We start from the raw sequence: 17677 nt of genomic DNA on the forward strand, positions 1-17677 counted from the left end.
GCCTGTCGAGAGATTTTCCGTACTGAGCGCTGGGGGAGTTAGCTGAGAGCAGAGCCCTACCAGAAACGTCATAAGCGCCATGACCAGCCACGGCTGGTCATGGCGTTATAAGTCTATCTGGCGACGCTCAAATGGCTGCTTGGACGTGTGGCGGATCCCTCAGCCATATCCCGTTCCTCGATTCTTGCCAGGATCCAATCTTCGACTTCCGATTGGATCCAACCCACGCCTCGGGTATTTGGCACATCTATACCGCCAGGGGCCAGACTGACAGGCTTGGGGAAGATTCCGTCCGCGATGTATTTGTAGATAGTTGACCTCGCAAGACCAGTCGTATCGATTACTTCTTTCAATCGCATTATACGCATGAGCAGGCTCTCCTCTATGGCTCAGAGGATGTGCAAGGGTTGTAAAAAAGAACCAACCCAAAGCCAGCACCGTAGGCAAGCCTGCCCAAGGCAGCCCTCCATTGCGGAAAAGTAATCATGGCCCCCTGGCACAAGCGGCAGCCGACGCATCCGAAGCTAAGCCAACCGCAATAGGCCAATCCAATCCAATCCAATACAGGGGCAGCTCACACAGACTTGCCCCCCCTGTGAACAGTGAAAGTCCCTGTCAGGCGACACACAGAGCATCAAGGTGCGGATTTCGGTGAACGTGACCGAGCGTTTCGCTAATACGTGACCGGTGCTTCCGCCCCGGTTGCGCGGGTTCTGGATTGTAATCGCAGATGCGCTTTGCTCTTCCGTTTTTCCGGCGCAACGACTCGCCCTTCATCGCCAGCCGGTAGGCGTTATGCACCAGGCGGTCAAGGATGGCGTCGGCCAGGGTCGGGTCGTTGATCCAGCCATGCCAGTGCTCGATGGGTATCTGGCTGGTCAGGATGGTGGAGCGGTTGCCGGCGCGGTCGCCGATCACTTCCAGCAGGTCATGCCGAGCAGCCTCCTCCAGCGGGGCCAGCGCCCAGTCGTCCAGCACCAGGACGTCGACCTTGGCCAGCTGCTGCAAGGTGCGGCCGAAGCTGCCGTCGCCATGGGCGATGTGCAGTTGCTCCAGCAGCCGCGGAGGTCCGCAGATACAGGGTACTGAGCCTTGGCGGCAAGCCTGGTTGCCCAGGGAGCAGGCCCGCCAGATCTTGCCGGCGCCGGTCGGACCGGTCAGCAGCAGGTTGTGCTACTGGCGTATCCAGTTGCCGCTGGCCAGGGTGGCGATCAAGCGCTCATCCAGGGCGTGACCGGGGCGTCGGTCGAGATCTTCCAGGCAGGTATTGGCGAACTTGAGCTTGGCCTTCTTGCGCAGCCTTATCAGGCGCTGGTTGTCACGCCAGGCCAGTTCACGGTCGAGCAGCAGGCCGAGGCGTTCATCGAAGCTCAGGCTGTGGCTGGCCGGCAGCGTCCATTGCTCCGCCAGTGCGCGGGCCATGCGCCGCAGCTCGCGGTGGATGCTCAGCACATCCGGCAGCACCCGCTCACTGCGTGGCTTGCTCGTCGACGCCGGCGCAAAAAGGACGGCCGCCAATGCAGGCCAGTCCAGCCCGGCCACGCGCGCCGCCGTGACGTATTTGCTGACCACGCCCTTGGACAGCTGCAATGCGCGGGCGATCTTCTTGTGGGACAAACCGACCTCGAGCTTGAGGCGCAGACATTCTTTGATGTTTCGCATGGTTACTCGCTGCGCCGCCATCCCACTTCTCCCGAAATCGGGCGAGGGTGGCGGCGCATCAGGTCATGCGCAACGAAGGGGACGGCTTTCGCTAAGCCGTGACCGGCGATTTCGGTAAGCCGTGACCGCCTGTTTCGGAACAGGCGGAAAATCGGTCACGTTGCTACCGAAATGAGCGGTCACGCGTTAGCGAAATGACCGATCACGATCAACCGAAACGGCCGGTCACGGTGCTCCGAAATCCGCAATCAAGGCACGTGAAGCCTCCGGGGCGCCCTCCCTAACCAGCAAGAACAAACTGACTGAGCACCACGTCATTGCTAGCAGCAGCCAACTGAAAATCACCCAACAGCTGAATGCTTGTCGGACAAAGCGCAGCGCTCACCTTTGTGCTACTAGCATTTACATGCCTACAGCCACGTTGAAGCCGCGTAAATTGTGGTCTATGCAAGAATTCATACATCTATAAATGGTCTAGGGATGTTCTCGTATGATTCATTCCATTGACTATTTCCTATCTACTGATTTACTTAAATTGTACTTTTTATGTGCTAGAAATAAGTTGATAAACGACTATGAATGAGACTGATTTGCTTTCTGATGAGCTTCCCGGATGGGGTCTGACTGAACGGGAGGTAGCATGGCTATGGCTTGCCCTGGAAAGCAGGGAAGGCATTCAGATGGATGAGTGCCAGCTCAACAGCCAAACCATGCGAGACCAAATTGCCAGAACACTCAGAAGGAATCCGCGCGTCACGAGGGGCTTAGTACGAGCACGGGATAGAGAGCTGCTACCGGAGGAGGCATTCAGCTGGGTCGAAAAAAGCGGACGACAACCAAAATGGCTCGCCGCTCAAGCAGCGAACAAAACAGGACTACGAATACACAGCAGTGTCTTCCGTACGCTCACTGACAAGGAGCAGCTGATTGCACTGTTCGATCTCTGGGACAAAGATTTCGGCCAGAAAGAGAGCACATTGAGGCGCCTATCGGACGCCTGGATCGAGCACGCACGGTCAGACAGGATCTTCAGCTGGTTCAAAGACAAGGACGAACGCGCAAAATGTGCTCTGGCATGGAGCTGGCTCGAGAAAAACAAGCCCAGGCTAACGTGGCGCGCCGAGCCCTTTACAAAGCTCACTGAGCTGCTGGAGTTTTTCGACCACAGCGGAGCCTCAGACGAGGAAAAGGAACTCTATGTCGACAAAATTAAGAGGCGCTGGAGCACGCAAAAAACGCGCGAGAAGGCTGTCGAGAAGAAGCAATACAACTTTGTGCTCCCCCTGAGCGTCAACGCTGTCCTGGACAAGCTTGCTGAAGAGCACGAGCTATCCAGAACCAAGGTCTTGGAGATGCTTATCCTGAGCGAGGAACAGCACGAGCTGTATCTCCCGAAACAACCCTCCAGATGAGCCATCTGGAGCCTCGAAAACCCAGTGGCACAAAAAGTGGCACAAAATTCGATCGAGACAGAAAGCCATCAGGCACAAAAAAATCCAGCCACCGCTAAGTGACTGGATTTTCTAGGGTTTTTTGGTCGGGACGGAGTGATTCGAACACTCGACCCCTTGCACCCCATGCAAGTGCGCTACCGGGCTGCGCTACGCCCCGACTCTATTCTCAATGTTGCCGAGAACGGTGAAGAATGTACCCTAACCCGCTGATAAGTGAAAGCTTTTTCTCAAAAAAATTTCACAACCAACACCGCCAGGTCACTTCTTCAACACCACCAAAACATCCTCCAACTCAACAATCATCTGCCGAATCAGCTGCTTGTACTGGGTAGTGTCATCCTTGGCCTCATCACTGGAGAGTCGCAATCGCGCCCCGCCGATGGTGAAACCTTGGTCATACAGCAACGCGCGGATCTGGCGGATCATCAGCACGTCTTGCCGCTGATAATACCGCCGGTTCCCGCGTCGCTTGACCGGGTTGAGTTGCGGGAACTCTTGTTCCCAATACCGAAGCACGTGAGGTTTCACCGCACAGAGCTCGCTCACCTCACCAATGGTGAAGTAGCGTTTCCCCGGAATGGGGGGCAGCTCGTCGTTATGGCTTGGTTCCAGCATAGGCCTCAACCCGGGCTTTCAGTTTCTGCCCTGGACGAAAGGTGACGACACGGCGCGCGCTGATCGGGATCTCTTCCCCTGTCTTGGGGTTGCGGCCCGGCCGTTGGCGCTTGTCGCGAAGGTCGAAGTTGCCGAAACCGGACAGCTTGACCTGCTCGTTGTCTTCAAGTGCGTGCCGAATTTCTTCGAAAAACAGCTCGACCAGCTCCTTGGCCTCGCGCTTGTTAAGCCCCAGCTCCTCGTACAGCCTTTCGGCCATCTCAGCTTTCGTCAGAGCACCCATACCGTTATTTCCTTAACGTGGTGTTCAACCTTTGTTCGAGCGAGGTGAGGATAGTGTTCAACGTGGCGTTCACCTCATCGTCGTTAAGAGTGCGCGATGGATGCTGCCAGGTCAAGCCAACTGCCAGGCTTTTTCTATCAGGATCAATACCTTTACCCTGGTAGACATCAAACAGCCTGAGGTCTGTGAGCCATTCGCCTGCGTTGTCACGAATTACTTCAAGCACGTCTTGAGAAGCTACATCACGTCCTGCGATCAAAGCCAGGTCACGACGGGTTTCCGGGAACTTGGAGAGTTCGCTGAATTTCGGCAGGCGGCCTTCGACCACGTCGCCCAAGACCAGCTCGAAGACGTACACCGAGCGGTCCAGGTCCAGGGCCTTGGCGACCTCTGGGTGGATGGCGCCGAGGTAGCCGACTTCCTTGCCGTCGCGCTCGATGCGGGCGGTTTGGCCGGGGTGCAGGGCTGGGTGCTTGCCGGCGACGAACTTGAAGTCGCTCAGGGCGCCGGAGTAGCCCAGCAGGGCTTCCACGTCAGCCTTGACGTCGAAGAAGTCGACGCCGTCGCGGCCGTTCGCCCAACCTTCTGGCAGGCGGCTGCCGGTGACGACGCCGGCGATCATCGGCTGCTGCTTGAGGTCGCCGAGCTGGCCGACGAAGCGCAGGCCGCTTTCGAACAGGCGCACGCGGTCTTGCTGGCGGTTGAGGTTGTGCTGCAGCGCCTTGACCAGGCCCGGCCACAGGGACGCACGCATGGCGGCCATGTCGCTGGAGATCGGGTTGGCCAGCTGCAGGGGCTCTACGCCTGGGCTGAACAGCTCGAACAATTTCGGGTCGATGAAGCTGTAGGTGATGGCTTCCTGGTAGCCGCGGGCGACCAGCAGGCGGCGCAGGTTCGGCAGCTCACCGCGGGTTTCCGGCTTGCCCTGGGGCGCGAGGCGCGCCTGTGGATAGCGGACCGGCAGGTTGTTGTAGCCGTACAGGCGGGCAAGCTCTTCGATCAGGTCGACTTCCAGGCTGATGTCGAAGCGGTGGCTTGGGACGCTGACGGTCCAGACCTCAGCGCCCGCAGCTCCGCCGTTGCGGGTAGTGGTCAGTTCCAGGGCGTTGAGCAACTGCTCGACCTGGGCTGGGGCCATTTCCATGCCGAGCATCTGGGTGATGCGTTCGGCGCGCAGGGTGATCGGGGCGACCTTGGGCAGGTGCGCTTCGCTCACGGCTTCGACGACCGGGCCGGCTTCGCCGCCGACGATTTCCAGTACCAGGGCGGTGGCGCGCTCGATGGCTTCGCGGGCCAGCTGCGAGTCGACGCCGCGCTCGTAGCGGTGCGAGGCATCGGTGTGCAGGCCGTAGGAGCGGGCTTTACCGGCGACGGAAATCGGCTCGAAGAAGGCGCTCTCGAGGAACAGATCGCGGGTCTTCTCGGTGTTTACACCGCTGTGCTCGCCACCCATGACGCCGGCAATGGCCAGGGCGCGGGTGTGGTCGGCGATGACCAGGGTGTCGGCACGCAGGGCGACTTCCTGGCCGTCGAGCAGCACGAGCTTCTCGCCCTCCTCTGCCATGCGCACGCGGATGCCGCCGTTGATTTCGGCGAGGTCGAAGGCGTGCATCGGCTGGCCGAGTTCGAGCATCACGTAGTTGGTGATGTCGACGGCGGCGTCGATGCTGCGCACGTCGCTGCGGCGCAGGCGCTCGACCATCCACAGTGGGGTCGGTTTGCTCAGGTCGACGTTGCGGATGACGCGGCCCAGGTAACGCGGGCAGGCGGCTGGGGCGCTGACTTCGACCGGGCGGACTTCGTCATGGGCAGCCGGCACGGCGGGTACCACGGGGCGGGTGACCGGGGTGTCGTACAGGGCGCTGACATCGCGGGCCAGACCGGCGATGGACAGGCAATCGCCGCGGTTGGGGGTCAGGCCGATTTCGATGCTGGCGTCGTCGAGGCTCAGGTACTGGCGGATGTCCTCGCCAACCGGGGCGTCGGCGGCCAGTTCCAGCAGGCCGTCGTTTTCTTCGCTGATCTGCAGTTCGGCAGCCGAGCAGAGCATGCCGAAGGATTCGACGCCGCGCAGCTTGGCCTTCTTGATCTTGAAGTCGCCGGGCAATTCGGCACCGATCATGGCGAACGGGATCTTGATGCCTGGGCGGGCGTTGGGGGCGCCGCAGACGACCTGGAAGGTTTCCTGGCCGTTGCTGACCTGGCACACGCGCAGCTTGTCGGCGTCGGGGTGTTGTTCGGTGGCGAGGATTTCGCCCACGACGATGCCGCTGAACTGGCCAGCGGCCGGGGTGACGCTGTCGACTTCGAGGCCGGCCATGGACAGGCGGGCGACGAGGTCATCACGGGAGACTTGCGGGTTTACCCAACCGCGCAGCCACTGTTCACTGAATTTCATGCTGTTCTCCTGAAAGTGTCGTCGATTGGGCCTAGCGGAATTGGGCGAGGAACCGCAGGTCGTTGTCGAAGAACAGACGCAAATCGTTGACGCCGTAGCGCAGCATGGCCAGGCGCTCGGCGCCCATGCCGAAGGCGAAGCCCTGGAATTCTTCAGGGTCGATGCCGGACATGCGCAGCACGTTCGGGTGCACCATGCCGCAGCCCATGACCTCGAGCCAGCCGGTCTGCTTGCACACGCGGCAGCCTTTGCCGGAACACATCACGCACTGGATGTCGACTTCGGCGGACGGCTCGGTGAAGGGGAAGAACGACGGACGGAAGCGCACGGCCAGTTCTTTTTCGAAGAACACGCGCAGGAATTCTTCGATGGTGCCCTTGAGGTCGGCGAAGTTGATGTCGCGATCGATCAGCAGGCCTTCGACCTGGTGGAACATCGGCGAGTGGGTGATATCCGAGTCGCAGCGGTAAACGCGGCCTGGGCAGACAATGCGGATCGGCGGCTGGGTCGACTCCATGGTCCGCACCTGCACCGGCGAGGTGTGGGTGCGCAGCAGCATGTTGGCATTGAAGTAGAAGGTGTCGTGCATCGCCCGGGCCGGGTGGTGGCCGGGGATGTTGAGCGCTTCGAAGTTGTGGTAGTCGTCTTCGACCTCAGGGCCTTCGGCGATGCCGTAGCCGATGTGGGTGAAGAACTGCTCGATGCGCTCGAGGGTACGGGTGATCGGGTGCAGGCCACCGGTGGTCTGGCCACGGCCCGGCAGGGTGACATCGATGCATTCGGCGGCCAGGCGAGCGCTGAGCTCGGCCTCTTCGAAGGCTGCCTTGCGTGCGTTGAGCACGACGGTGACGCGCTCTTTGGCGTCGTTGATCAGCGCGCCGACTTTCGGCCGCTCCTCGGCTGGCAAGTTGCCCAGGGTCTTCATCACCTGAGTCAGTTCGCCCTTCTTGCCGAGATAGTTAACCCGGATCTGTTCCAGGGCATTGATGTCTTCAGCGCGCTCCACAGCTTCCAGGGCTTGGGAGACCAGCGCATCCAGGTTTTCCATGTACAGACTCCAGATACGAAATAGGGGAAGAGCTTTGAAGGCTCTTCCCCTATCGATGACGTTTTACACCCGGCGGCGCGAACACCGCCGGATGATTGTCGTGGGTACTTAAGCCAGAACGGCTTTAGCTTTCTCGACAATCGCAGCAAACGCCGCTTTTTCGTTCACTGCCAGGTCAGCCAGAACCTTACGGTCGATTTCGATCGACGCCTTTTTCAGGCCAGCAATCAAACGGCTGTAGGACAGACCGTTGGTGCGGGCACCGGCGTTGATACGAGCGATCCACAGGGCGCGGAACTGACGCTTCTTCTGGCGACGGTCACGGTAGGCGTATTGACCAGCCTTGATGACCGCCTGCTTGGCAACACGGAATACGCGCGAGCGAGCGCCGTAGTAGCCTTTAGCCAGTTTCAGGATTTTCTTGTGACGCTTACGAGCGATTACGCCGCGCTTTACACGAGCCATGAGTAACTTCCTCTATCTTTGACCGAAATTAACGTACGCGCAGCATGCGCTCGACTTTTGCCACGTCAGACGGGTGCAGCAAGCTGGCACCGCGCAGTTGACGCTTACGCTTGGTCGACATTTTGGTCAGGATGTGGCTCTTGAAAGCGTGCTTGTGCTTGAAGCCGGAAGCGGTCTTCAGGAAGCGCTTCGCAGCACCGCTCTTGGTTTTCATTTTTGGCATGTTGGAACTCCGCATTCGATAAAATTACACAATAATCATCAGGCCTGCCGTGCCCGGGAGATTACTTCTTCTTTTTGGGGGCGATGACCATCATAAGCTGGCGTCCTTCCATCTTCGGATGCTGCTCGACGGAGCCGTATTCGGCGAGGTCGGCTTCGACCCGCTTCAACAGCTCCATACCCAGCTCCTGGTGGGCCATCTCACGACCACGGAATCTCAGAGAGATCTTGGCCTTGTCCCCATCACTAAGGAAACGTACCAGGTTGCGTAGTTTTACCTGGTAATCCCCTTCTTCCGTCCCTGGACGAAACTTGATTTCTTTGATCTGGATCTGCTTCTGGTTTTTCTTGGCTTCGTTGGCCTGCTTCTTCTTCTCGAAGAGATGCTTGCCGTAGTCCATCACCTTGCAGACGGGCGGCTGCGCGTCGGCAGAAATCTCTACCAGATCCAGCTTCGCTTCATCAGCGATACGAAGCGCTTCATCAATCGAGACGATGCCAACCTGCTCGCCGTCAGCGCCAATTAACCGAACCTCGCGTGCCGAGATATTCTCGTTGATCGGGGCCTTCGGTGCAGCTCGTTTATCGTTTCTCATTTCACGCTTAATAGTCATTACTCCGATTCTTGGCGACCACGCCGGGAAACCGCATGCGACAGGAGCTCAGCGAACTGCGCGACGGGCATGGAGCCCAGGTCTGCGCCTTCGCGAGTACGCACTGCGACGGTTTGCGTTTCGACTTCGCGGTCCCCTATAACCAAAAGGTACGGGACCTTGAGCAAAGTATGCTCGCGGATTTTAAAGCCGATCTTCTCATTTCTCAAGTCCGACTTGGCACGGAACCCGCTACCGTTCAGAGCATTTTCCACTTCGAGGGCGAAATCGGCCTGTTTGTCGGTGATGTTCATGATCACCGCCTGGGTCGGTGCCAGCCAGGCTGGGAACACACCGGCGTAATGCTCGATGAGCATGCCGATGAAGCGCTCGAACGAACCGAGGATGGCGCGGTGCAGCATCACCGGGCGCTTGCGCGCGTTGTCTTCGGCGATGTAGCTGGCGTCCAGACGCTCTGGCAGGTTCGGGTCGTACTGCAGGGTACCACACTGCCAGTTACGGCCGAGGCAGTCACGCAGGGTGAACTCGATCTTCGGACCGTAGAAGGCGCCCTCGCCCGGCTGGTATTCCCACTCCAGGCCCGACTCGTTCAGGGCGTCGGCCAGTGCGCCTTCGGCACGGTCCCACAGCTCTTCGGAGCCTACGCGCTTGGCCGGACGGGTGGACAGCTTCATGGCGATATCGCTGAAGCCGAAGTCCTTGTACACGTCCAGGGTCAGCTTGATGAAGTCGGCGGCTTCTTTCTTCACCTGATCTTCGGTGCAGAAGATGTGCGCGTCGTCCTGGGTGAAGCCACGCACGCGCATGATGCCGTGCAGGGCCCCAGATGGCTCGTTACGGTGGCAGGCACCGAATTCGGCCAGGCGCAGCGGCAGGTCGCGGTAGCTCTTCAGGCCCTGGTTGAACACCTGCACGTGGCACGGGCAGTTCATCGGCTTGACCGCGAAGTCACGGCTTTCCGACGAGGTGGTGAACATGTTCTCGGCATAGTTCGACCAGTGGCCGGAACGCTCCCAGAGGATGCGGTCGACGACCTGTGGGGTCTTGATCTCGAGGTAGCCGTTCTTGCGCTGTACGTCGCGCATGTACTGCTCGAGGACCTGGTACACGGTCCAGCCGGCCGGGTGCCAGAACACCATGCCCGGGGCTTCTTCCTGCAGGTGGAACAGGTCGAGCTGCTTGCCGATCTTGCGGTGGTCGCGTTTCTCGGCTTCTTCGATGCGCTGGATGTAGGCGGCCAGTTGCTTCTTGTCGGCCCAGGCGGTGCCGTACACGCGTTGCAGCTGCTCGTTCTTGGCATCGCCGCGCCAGTAGGCGCCGGACAGCTTGGTCAGCTTGAATGCCTTGAGGAAGCGAGTGTTCGGCACGTGCGGGCCACGGCACATGTCGACGTATTCTTCGTGGTAGTACAGGCCCATGGCCTGTTCGTCCGGCATGTCTTCGACCAGGCGCAGCTTGTAGTCTTCGCCACGGGCCTTGAACACGTCGATGACTTCGGCGCGCGGGGTCATCTTCTTGATGACGTCGTAGTCCTTCTCGATGAGCTCCATCATGCGCTTTTCGATGGCGGCCATGTCTTCAGGGGTGAAGGGGCGCTCGTAGGCGATGTCGTAGTAGAAGCCTTCGTCGATGACCGGACCGATGACCATCTTGGCGGTCGGGTACAGCTGTTTCACCGCGTGGCCAACCAGGTGGGCGCACGAGTGACGGATGATCTCCAGTCCCTCTTCATCTTTAGGGGTGATGATCTGCAGGGTGGCGTCGTTCTGGATCAGGTCGCAGGCGTCGACCAGCTTGCCGTCGACCTTGCCGGCCACGGTGGCCTTGGCCAGGCCGGCACCAATGGAAGCGGCGACTTCGGCTACGGATACGGCATGATCGAACGAACGTTGACTGCCATCGGGAAGAGTAATAACGGGCATGGCGCCTCCTCTCCTAGTGGTGACCCCTACCAAAGGTCACGTGGGTTGGGATGAGCCAGTACAAGATCCGACCTGTCTTCCGCGGGGAAGCCTGCCTCACAGTGGCAGAAGCCTTTCGGCTTGCCAGGGACGAACCAGAGTGACTGGAAAGAAATAAAGATAGTTGCAGGCTGGACGATGTCAGCTGCAAGCCGAGCATGCTAGCACGGGGCCTGCGCCCGTCGCAGAAAATATTTGGCCATTGGCACACAGGCGCTGAACTAAAGCGAAAAAATTCCGATCAGACCTTGGGAAGCAACCTAATCTTGATGAGACCTTAACCCCAAGGAGTGTCCGGTTATGCGACTTCAGTCTCTTCTGGCCCTGGTAGCGACGGGAGCCCTGCTGCTGCCAATGGCGGCCAACGCCGCCTCGGCGGCTGACGAGAACAGCCAGTTCATGAAAAGCTGCGTCCAGCAAGCCACGAGCCAGGGTGTGGATGCCGCCAAAGCCAAAAGCCATTGTTCGTGCACGGCCGAAGGCTTCGAGAAAAACTTCACCAAGGCCGAACTGGATGACCTCGACACTGCCAAAGATGGTGTCGACGCCAAGGTACAGAAGCGCGCGGATGACCTGATCGCCAAATGCAAAGCCCAGAGCTGAAACCTTAAAGTCAGGGCTTCGCGTTGATCACTTGAGCTGAATCAACATCCAGCGAAGGTAAAAGGCGCTACATGCGCAGAATTAGACTATGATGTTCCCCGTGCTCCGTAGCCTCGGCCGCATTGCACCACCGAAAAAACTAAATGTTCTGGAGATTCACCCATGTCCAATCGCCAACAAGGCACCGTCAAATGGTTCAATGATGAGAAAGGCTACGGCTTCATCACCCCAGCAGGCGGCGGCGACGACCTGTTCGTACACTTCAAGGCCATCGAATCCGACGGCTTCAAGAGCCTGAAAGAAGGCCAGACTGTTTCCTTCGTCGCCGAGCGCGGCCAGAAGGGCATGCAGGCTGCACAGGTTCGTCCGGAGTAATTCGGATAGCTGTAAAAAAACCCGCCCTCGTGGCGGGTTTTTTTATGGGGATTTGCGAGGGGCTGTGGCGGCCCTTTCGCGGGACAAGCCCGCTCCCACAGGGACACCACAGCGTCTGAAAACTGTGGTGTCCCGCGAAAGGGCCGCCACGGACGACTACATCACCCGCAATTGACCCGCGTCACCACACCCTGCTCGTCCACGCTCAGGTTCAAACGTTCGGAACGATATTCCAAGGTCACCACATCACGTGGCTTGAGGATACGTGCAACCTGCGAACCGCTGGCCTTGCGCGCTTGCTCCAGCAGGTCGGCGGTGCCGGGCTTGCCGATGGCGAAATCGGCGCCGCTGGCCGAACAGCGACCATCGTTGCCGGTCGGCGGCGTCGGGCCAGTGCCACCGGAAGAGCCGCCAGTGCTGCAACCAGCCAGGACGGTAGCCACCAGCAAGGTCGCCAGGGAAGCACGGGTACGGAACATGAATCCTCCTAATCGAATTGTGAACTGTCTATTGCGACACTTCCGCTTACGGTTTGTTGCACAACCGACAGAGTCTGCCTGAATAGGCGACACGACGCGAAAGACAATCGTGACCTAATTTTGCCTACCCCTCTTGGTTTGTAGCCTGCGCACTTTTATTCTTAAGTCGCAGGGCGATTGACGCAAAGTCATGATTTACTGCAAGAAGTGGAGCGCACCGTGCCTCCCCCGAACGCCAGGATCGCGCGTTCGCCCCTCCGCACCAGGCCCGCAGCGAGAGCCTTCCATGAGCAGCCACAGTATCGACGCCGACATCAAGGTCAAATGGGCCGAGGGCCAGAGTGCCTATAGCCCGGGAACCCCCGAGGAACTGTTGCTGATTGCCATCGACCTGCTGGTGCGTGATCGCGGCAGTGAGGCGGCCCGTAGCTTTATCGATCAGGTGTTCGAGCGGTATGCGCCGCATGGGGCGGTGGCTATCGAGCCGAGTGCGGGGTGATAGGCTGATCGGTGGGGGATGGCACGGGCTGCGCCCGTGTTCGCGGGGCAAGCCCGCTCCCACAGGATCTTCACCGTCCTGGAAAAAGGCGCAGCCGGTGCCAGCCACCGTCGCTAGAAGATTACCCCAGAGATCAGCGCGATATTGGTATAGGGCTGGCACTCCCCGGTACGCACCACGGCGCGGGCATTTCTGGTCAGCGCCTTGAACGCCTCGTGGCTCACCCACTCACGCTTGCCCAGCTTGCGCTGGGAGCGCTCAATCTCGACCATGGCCGGCGGCACCACGTCTTTCATCTCCTCGGCCAGCACATGGCGCTCCACCTGCAACTCACTGAGCACGACCCGCAGCACGCTGGAAAAGTCGGGAATGCCCGGTGTCAGCGCCAGGTCGATCACCTCCACCCCCGGCGGCACCGGCAGCCCGGCGTCGCCGATCACCAGGATGTCGCCGTGGCCCATGCCGGCAATCACCCGCGACAAGGCCACGTTCAGCAGAGGGGTCTTCTTCATGGGTCCAGTTCCTCCAGATAAGGGATGGATGGCTGGGCACCCACGCGGGTGACCGACAACGCTGCAGCGCGCTGGCCGAAGGCGATGGCCTCGCCCTCCTCCAACCCACGAACCAGGCCGGCGGCGAAGCCACCGATGAAGGTATCGCCTGCCGCCGTGGTGTCCAGCGCCTTGACCTTCGGCGCGGGGTAATGCGAGCTACCCTCAGGGCTGACGAACAAGGCCCCCTGGGCACCCAGGGTCACGATCACCTTGCCGGCGCCCAACTGTAACAGCTGCTGGGCCGCAGCGCGGGCGCTGGCCTCATCGTTCACGACAAGGCCGGTCAACGCCTCGGCCTCGCTTTCGTTAGGCGTGAGGTAGTCGATATGGGGCAGCCATTCGGGCGGCAACGGGCCGGTGGCCGGCGCCGGGTTGAGGATCACCCGCTTGCCCAGCTCATGCCCGCGGGCCAAGGTCCAGGCCACGGTATCGGCCGGCACCTCGAGCTGGCAGATGATCACTTCGGCAGCCTGCAGCAACGCATCGAAGCGCTGCACGGCTTGCGGCGTCAGCAGGCCGTTGCCACCTGGCACGATGACGATGCAGTTCTGGCTGCTGGCATCCACGGTGATCAACGCCACACCGCTGGACACACCCTCGCATACGCCCACGCCCTCGCAGTCGATGCCTTCCACTTCCAATGCCGCGCGCAGTTGCTCGCCATAGGCGTCGTCACCGACGTTGCCGACCATGGCCACGCTGCCGCCCAGGCGCGCCACGGCCACCGCCTGGTTGGCGCCCTTGCCGCCGGGCACGGTGAAGAACGTTTCGCCGGCCAGCGTCTCACCCGGGCGAGGCAGCCGCTGGGCGCGTGCCACCAAGTCCATGTTGAGGCTGCCCACTACCACTACCTTGGCCTGCATGGCTGTTCCTTAGCGGTAATCGTTGAACAAGGTCGGGCGCGGCCCGGTGGATTCGCGCGACACGATGCGCGGCGCGACGATGCGCTGCTGGGCCGGACCGTCCGGGTTGGCGATCCGTGAGAGCAGCATCGCCGCGGCACTGTCGCCCAGCTCGCGGATCGACTGGCCGACGGTACTCAACGCCGGGTACACGTAGCGGCTCAGCTCGATGTCGTCGAAACCGATCACCGACAGCTCGCCCGGCACGCTGATGTTGCGCTCGGCGGCAGCGCGCAGCACGCCGAAACCGATCATGTCGTTGCCGGCGAAAATCGCCGTGGGCCGCTCGCCATCGAGCAATTTCGCCGCCGTGTCGTGGCCGCCGGGGCTGGTGAAGTCGCAGAACAGCACTCGACTGTCATCCACCGCCAGCCGCGCCTCGGCCATCGCCCGGCGGAAACCGGCCAAGCGCAAGCGGCTGACCCCCGTCTCGGCCGGGCCACCGATGTAGGCGATCGCTTCGTGGCCAAGCTCCAGCAGGTGACGGGTGGCGAGGTAGGCACCGTGCTCGTGGTCGATGCGCACCAGGTCGGCGTCGACGCCATCGAGCTCTCGATCGACGATGACCATGGGTGTGCGCACGCAGGCCAGGCTTTGCAGCAGGTCCTGGTTCTCGCCGACCGAGGCCACCACCAGCCCGTCGATGCGCTTTTCCAGCAGCACGCGCAGGTAGCTGCGCTGTTTCTGCGGGTCGTCATCGGAGTTGCAGAGGATCACGCAATAGCCGTTGCGCTCGCAGGCATCCTCGATGCCACGCGCCAGCTCGGCGAAATACGGGTTGACGCTGTTGGGCACCAACAGGCCGATGGTGGCCGTGCTGCGGGCCTTGAGCGAGCGGGCCACGGCGCTGGGCACGTAGTCGAGCTCGCGGATCGCCGCCTCGACCTTGAGCCGCACGTGCTCGCTGACCGGGCGCGTCTTGTTCAGCACATGGGACACGGTGGTGTAGGAAATACCCGCTAGGGCCGCAACGTCTTTGATGGTAGCCATGGATTCAGTTCCGCCGGCCTGCACGCCGGCTGCGATAGGTGTCGAGCACCACGGCGATGACAATGACCGCCCCGGTGATGATGCGTTTGGTGGGCTCGGAGGCGCCGATCTGGGCGAGGCCGGCAGCCAGCACCGAAATGATCAGGACTCCGATGAAGGTGCTGATGACCGAGCCACGCCCGCCCATCAGGCTGGTGCCGCCGATCACCACAGCGGCGATGACCTGCAGTTCGAGGCCGGCGCCGGCATTGGGGTCGGCGGCCTCCAGGCGGGAAATCTGGAACAGCGCAGCCAGCCCAGCCAGCAGCCCCATCAGGGCGAACACCAGGACTTTGTAGGGGCGCGGATCGATGCCGGCCAGGCGCACGGCCTCTTCGTTGGTGCCGATGCCGATCAGGTAGCGACCGAACACGGTGCGGGTCAGCACCAGGTGCGCGACCACGATCACCAGCAGGGCGATGAGAAACGCAGGCGAGATGCCGAAGGCCAGCGGATTGGAGAACCAGGCATAGGCATCGCCGATATAAGCGGTGCGCGAGTCGGTGAACTGGTAGGCCAGGCCACGGGCCATCTCCAGCACGCCGAGGGAAACGATGAACGATGGAATGCGCCAGGCCACGGTGACGCCACCGGTGATACTGCCGGCCAGGGCGGCGATGGCCATGCCCAGCATTGCTGCCGGCAGCACGCCCCAGCCCCAGCCAAGGATCGCCACGCTCACCGTCGAGGCCGCCAGGGCCAGCACCGACCCCACCGAGAGGTCGATGCCGCCGACGATCAGTACGAAGGTCATGCCTACCGCCAGCACCATCAGGTCGGGAATCTGGTTGGCCAGGGTGCTGAACGTGGCGTACGACCAGAAGTGACTGCTCAACAGCGAGAACAGCACGATCATCGCCAACAAGGCGCCGGCCAGGCCCAGGTAGGTGCCCAGGCCGAAGTACGCGGTACTGCGCCGGACGGGGGTGTTGCCAGAGGTATCGAGGGGAGCGCTTTTCATGGGTCCATCCTGGGCGCTGCGTCGTGCAGCAGGGCATCACGTTTGCGGTAGCCGGCGAAGGCAGCGGCCAGGAGTTTGTCCTGGCTCCAATGTTCGCGGGCGAAGGTGTCGATCAGATGGCCAGCGCTGAGCACGGCGATGCGATCGCAGATCAGCATCAGTTCGCGCAGGTCGCTGGACACCACCACCAGGGCCTTGCCCTGGCGCGCCAGTTCGGCCAGCAGGCCATAGATGTCGAATTTGGCGCCGACGTCGATGCCGCGCGTGGGCTCGTCGAACAACAGCACCTGGCAGTCGCGGGCCAGCCAGCGACCGATCACTACTTTCTGTTGGTTGCCACCGGACAACTCGCCCACCACCTGCTGTGGCCCGGCGCTGCGGATGCGCAGGGCCTCGATCTGGCGCTCGGCCAGGGCCTGTTCTGCGCCAGCGTCGAGCACCCCGGCGCGGGAGACCGCGCCCAGGTTGCCCAGCGACAGGTTGGCGCCGATCGACTGCGACAGCAGCAGGCCTTCACCCTTGCGGTCTTCGGTGATCAGGGCGATGCCGGCCTTGACCGCGGCCTTGGGTGAATCGATGATCACCTCACGCAGTGGCTGGCCGACTGCGATGCTGCCGCGGTCGGCGCGATCGGCACCGTAGATCAGGCGCAGCAGCTCGGTACGTCCGGCGCCGATCAGCCCGGAAATGCCGAAGATCTCCCCTGCCCTGACCTCGAACGACACATCCCGGACCTTGTCGCTGCGCCCCAGCCCCTCGACCTTGAGCAGCGCCGGGCCGAGGCTGCGACGCCCCAGATCGATGTGCTCGGCGAGTGTCCGGCCGACCATGAGGTTGACCAGTTGGGCGCTGTCGTAGCGCTGGATCGGTTCGTCGCAAACCCGCTCGCCGTCGCGCAGCACGACGATGCGCTGTGCCACCCGCTGCAGTTCTTCGAGGCGATGGGAGATATAGACGATGGCCACGCCGCGCTGGCGCAGGCGTTCGATCTGGGTAAACAGCAACTCGACCTCACGCGCGGTGAGCATGGCCGTGGGCTCGTCGAAAATCAGCACATGGCAGTCGCCGATCAGGTTGCGGGCGATTTCCACCATCTGCTGGTGGCCGATGCCCAGCTCACCGACCGGGGTGTCCGGGTCGATGGCGTCCAGGCCGACCTGGGCCATGGCTGCCTGGGCCAACTGGCGCAGGCGCTTCTGGTCGACCCAGCCGAAGCGGCTGGGCAGGTTGTCGAGAAACAGGTTTTCCGCCACGGTCAGGGTCGGCAGCAGGTTGAGCTCCTGCATCACCATACGCACGCCGAGCTGCTCGGCGTGGCTGCGGCTGGTCGGGGCATAGGCCTGGCCACGATAGGTCATCTGCCCGGTGGTCGGGGTTTCCAGGCCGCAGATGAGCTTGGACAAAGTGCTCTTGCCGGCGCCGTTCTCGCCGGTCAACGCCAGCACTTCGCCGGCGCGCAGAGTCAGGCTGACGTCTGCGAGCACGGGCTGGGCGTAGGTCTTGCCCAGGCCGGTGGCGACCAGCACGGGGTCATTGGCCGCAACGGACATGGC

General features: G+C 61.5%; 19 protein-coding genes, 1 tRNA gene and 2 pseudogenes. 4 read left to right on the forward strand and 18 right to left on the reverse strand.

What is annotated here, in order from left to right; translation table 11 throughout:
• Positions 1-113 precede the first annotated feature (113 nt).
• The 3 genes and pseudogenes from KY379_RS16805 to KY379_RS16815 form a co-directional block, all read right to left on the reverse strand.
• A complete protein-coding gene (locus KY379_RS16805; protein WP_261241003.1) occupies positions 114-368 on the reverse strand; it encodes a helix-turn-helix transcriptional regulator in 255 nt (84 codons plus the stop codon).
• Positions 369-750: 382 nt separating this feature from the next.
• Positions 751-1422: pseudogene (istB, locus tag KY379_RS16810) on the reverse strand (IS21-like element helper ATPase IstB); the annotation flags it as partial.
• A pseudogene (locus KY379_RS16815) lies at positions 1396-1683 on the reverse strand (IS21 family transposase); the annotation flags it as partial. The pseudogenes KY379_RS16815 and istB, both read right to left, overlap by 27 nt.
• A gap of 554 nt (positions 1684-2237) precedes the next feature.
• On the opposite strand from KY379_RS16815, the gene KY379_RS16820 reads away from it, so the two are divergent.
• Positions 2238-3074 (forward strand): hypothetical protein, encoded by an 837-nt coding sequence (locus KY379_RS16820; protein ID WP_261241004.1) that lies wholly within the window; start codon positions 2238-2240, stop codon positions 3072-3074.
• Positions 3075-3196: 122 nt separating this feature from the next.
• On the opposite strand, the gene KY379_RS16825 is transcribed toward KY379_RS16820, so the two are convergent.
• From KY379_RS16825 to thrS, 9 genes are all read right to left on the reverse strand, one after another.
• Positions 3197-3273, reverse strand: a tRNA-Pro gene (locus KY379_RS16825).
• Positions 3274-3374: 101 nt separating this feature from the next.
• Positions 3375-3731 (reverse strand): MerR family transcriptional regulator, encoded by a 357-nt coding sequence (locus KY379_RS16830; protein WP_009394050.1) that lies wholly within the window; start codon positions 3729-3731, stop codon positions 3375-3377.
• Complete coding sequence (gene ihfA / locus KY379_RS16835; protein WP_133330570.1) at positions 3712-4014, reverse strand: integration host factor subunit alpha; 303 nt, start codon at positions 4012-4014, stop codon at positions 3712-3714. Before ihfA ends, KY379_RS16830 begins: the two co-directional genes overlap by 20 nt.
• A gap of 4 nt (positions 4015-4018) precedes the next feature.
• On the reverse strand, positions 4019-6412 hold the full coding sequence (gene pheT, locus KY379_RS16840; protein ID WP_261241005.1) for a phenylalanine--tRNA ligase subunit beta: 2394 nt from the start codon (positions 6410-6412) through the stop codon (positions 4019-4021).
• A gap of 31 nt (positions 6413-6443) precedes the next feature.
• Positions 6444-7460 (reverse strand): phenylalanine--tRNA ligase subunit alpha, encoded by a 1017-nt coding sequence (pheS, locus tag KY379_RS16845; RefSeq protein ID WP_133330574.1) that lies wholly within the window; start codon positions 7458-7460, stop codon positions 6444-6446.
• Positions 7461-7568: 108 nt separating this feature from the next.
• The gene (rplT, locus tag KY379_RS16850; protein ID WP_003250671.1) at positions 7569-7925 is read right to left on the reverse strand and encodes a 50S ribosomal protein L20; all 357 of its coding nucleotides are present in this window, start codon (positions 7923-7925) and stop codon (positions 7569-7571) included.
• Positions 7926-7953: 28 nt separating this feature from the next.
• Positions 7954-8148, reverse strand: a complete 195-nt coding sequence (gene rpmI / locus KY379_RS16855) for a 50S ribosomal protein L35 (protein ID WP_003250667.1) — start codon at positions 8146-8148, stop codon at positions 7954-7956.
• A gap of 61 nt (positions 8149-8209) precedes the next feature.
• Entirely contained in the window at positions 8210-8761 is a 552-nt protein-coding gene (gene infC / locus KY379_RS16860; RefSeq protein WP_196172435.1) for a translation initiation factor IF-3, read from the reverse strand.
• A complete protein-coding gene (thrS, locus tag KY379_RS16865) occupies positions 8761-10683 on the reverse strand; it encodes a threonine--tRNA ligase (protein ID WP_133330576.1) in 1923 nt (640 codons plus the stop codon). Before thrS ends, infC begins: the two co-directional genes overlap by 1 nt.
• A gap of 339 nt (positions 10684-11022) precedes the next feature.
• Here thrS and KY379_RS16870 point away from each other — a divergent pair, with 339 nt between their 5' ends.
• Entirely contained in the window at positions 11023-11325 is a 303-nt protein-coding gene (locus KY379_RS16870) for a hypothetical protein (protein ID WP_261241008.1), read from the forward strand.
• 162 nt (positions 11326-11487) lie between these two features.
• Positions 11488-11700: a cold-shock protein gene (locus KY379_RS16875; RefSeq protein ID WP_003250656.1), complete on the forward strand. Its 213-nt coding sequence runs from the start codon at positions 11488-11490 to the stop codon at positions 11698-11700.
• A 161-nt stretch (positions 11701-11861) separates the two neighbouring features.
• Here the strand turns inward: KY379_RS16875 and KY379_RS16880 are convergent, their stop codons facing one another.
• Positions 11862-12179, reverse strand: coding sequence for an I78 family peptidase inhibitor (locus KY379_RS16880; protein ID WP_133330580.1), 318 nt, complete (start codon positions 12177-12179; stop codon positions 11862-11864).
• Positions 12180-12465: 286 nt separating this feature from the next.
• On the opposite strand from KY379_RS16880, the gene KY379_RS16885 reads away from it, so the two are divergent.
• Entirely contained in the window at positions 12466-12678 is a 213-nt protein-coding gene (locus tag KY379_RS16885) for a hypothetical protein (RefSeq protein ID WP_133330582.1), read from the forward strand.
• Between the two features lie 113 nt (positions 12679-12791).
• On the opposite strand, the gene rbsD is transcribed toward KY379_RS16885, so the two are convergent.
• The 5 genes from rbsD to KY379_RS16910 are packed head-to-tail and all read right to left on the reverse strand — an operon-like array spanning position 12792 to position 17674.
• Positions 12792-13190, reverse strand: coding sequence for a D-ribose pyranase (gene rbsD / locus KY379_RS16890; RefSeq protein WP_133330584.1), 399 nt, complete (start codon positions 13188-13190; stop codon positions 12792-12794).
• Positions 13187-14095, reverse strand: a complete 909-nt coding sequence (gene rbsK / locus KY379_RS16895; RefSeq protein ID WP_133330586.1) for a ribokinase — start codon at positions 14093-14095, stop codon at positions 13187-13189. Before rbsK ends, rbsD begins: the two co-directional genes overlap by 4 nt.
• A gap of 9 nt (positions 14096-14104) precedes the next feature.
• Entirely contained in the window at positions 14105-15124 is a 1020-nt protein-coding gene (locus tag KY379_RS16900; protein ID WP_261241012.1) for a LacI family DNA-binding transcriptional regulator, read from the reverse strand.
• A gap of 4 nt (positions 15125-15128) precedes the next feature.
• On the reverse strand, positions 15129-16124 hold the full coding sequence (locus tag KY379_RS16905; RefSeq protein WP_196172432.1) for an ABC transporter permease: 996 nt from the start codon (positions 16122-16124) through the stop codon (positions 15129-15131).
• Positions 16121-17674 (reverse strand): sugar ABC transporter ATP-binding protein, encoded by a 1554-nt coding sequence (locus KY379_RS16910; RefSeq protein WP_261241013.1) that lies wholly within the window; start codon positions 17672-17674, stop codon positions 16121-16123. Before KY379_RS16910 ends, KY379_RS16905 begins: the two co-directional genes overlap by 4 nt.
• Positions 17675-17677: the final 3 nt, after the last annotated feature.

It is taken from the genome of Pseudomonas sp. HD6422, from assembly GCF_025377065.1.
Taxonomy (GTDB): Bacteria; Pseudomonadota; Gammaproteobacteria; order Pseudomonadales; family Pseudomonadaceae; genus Aquipseudomonas; species Aquipseudomonas putida_U.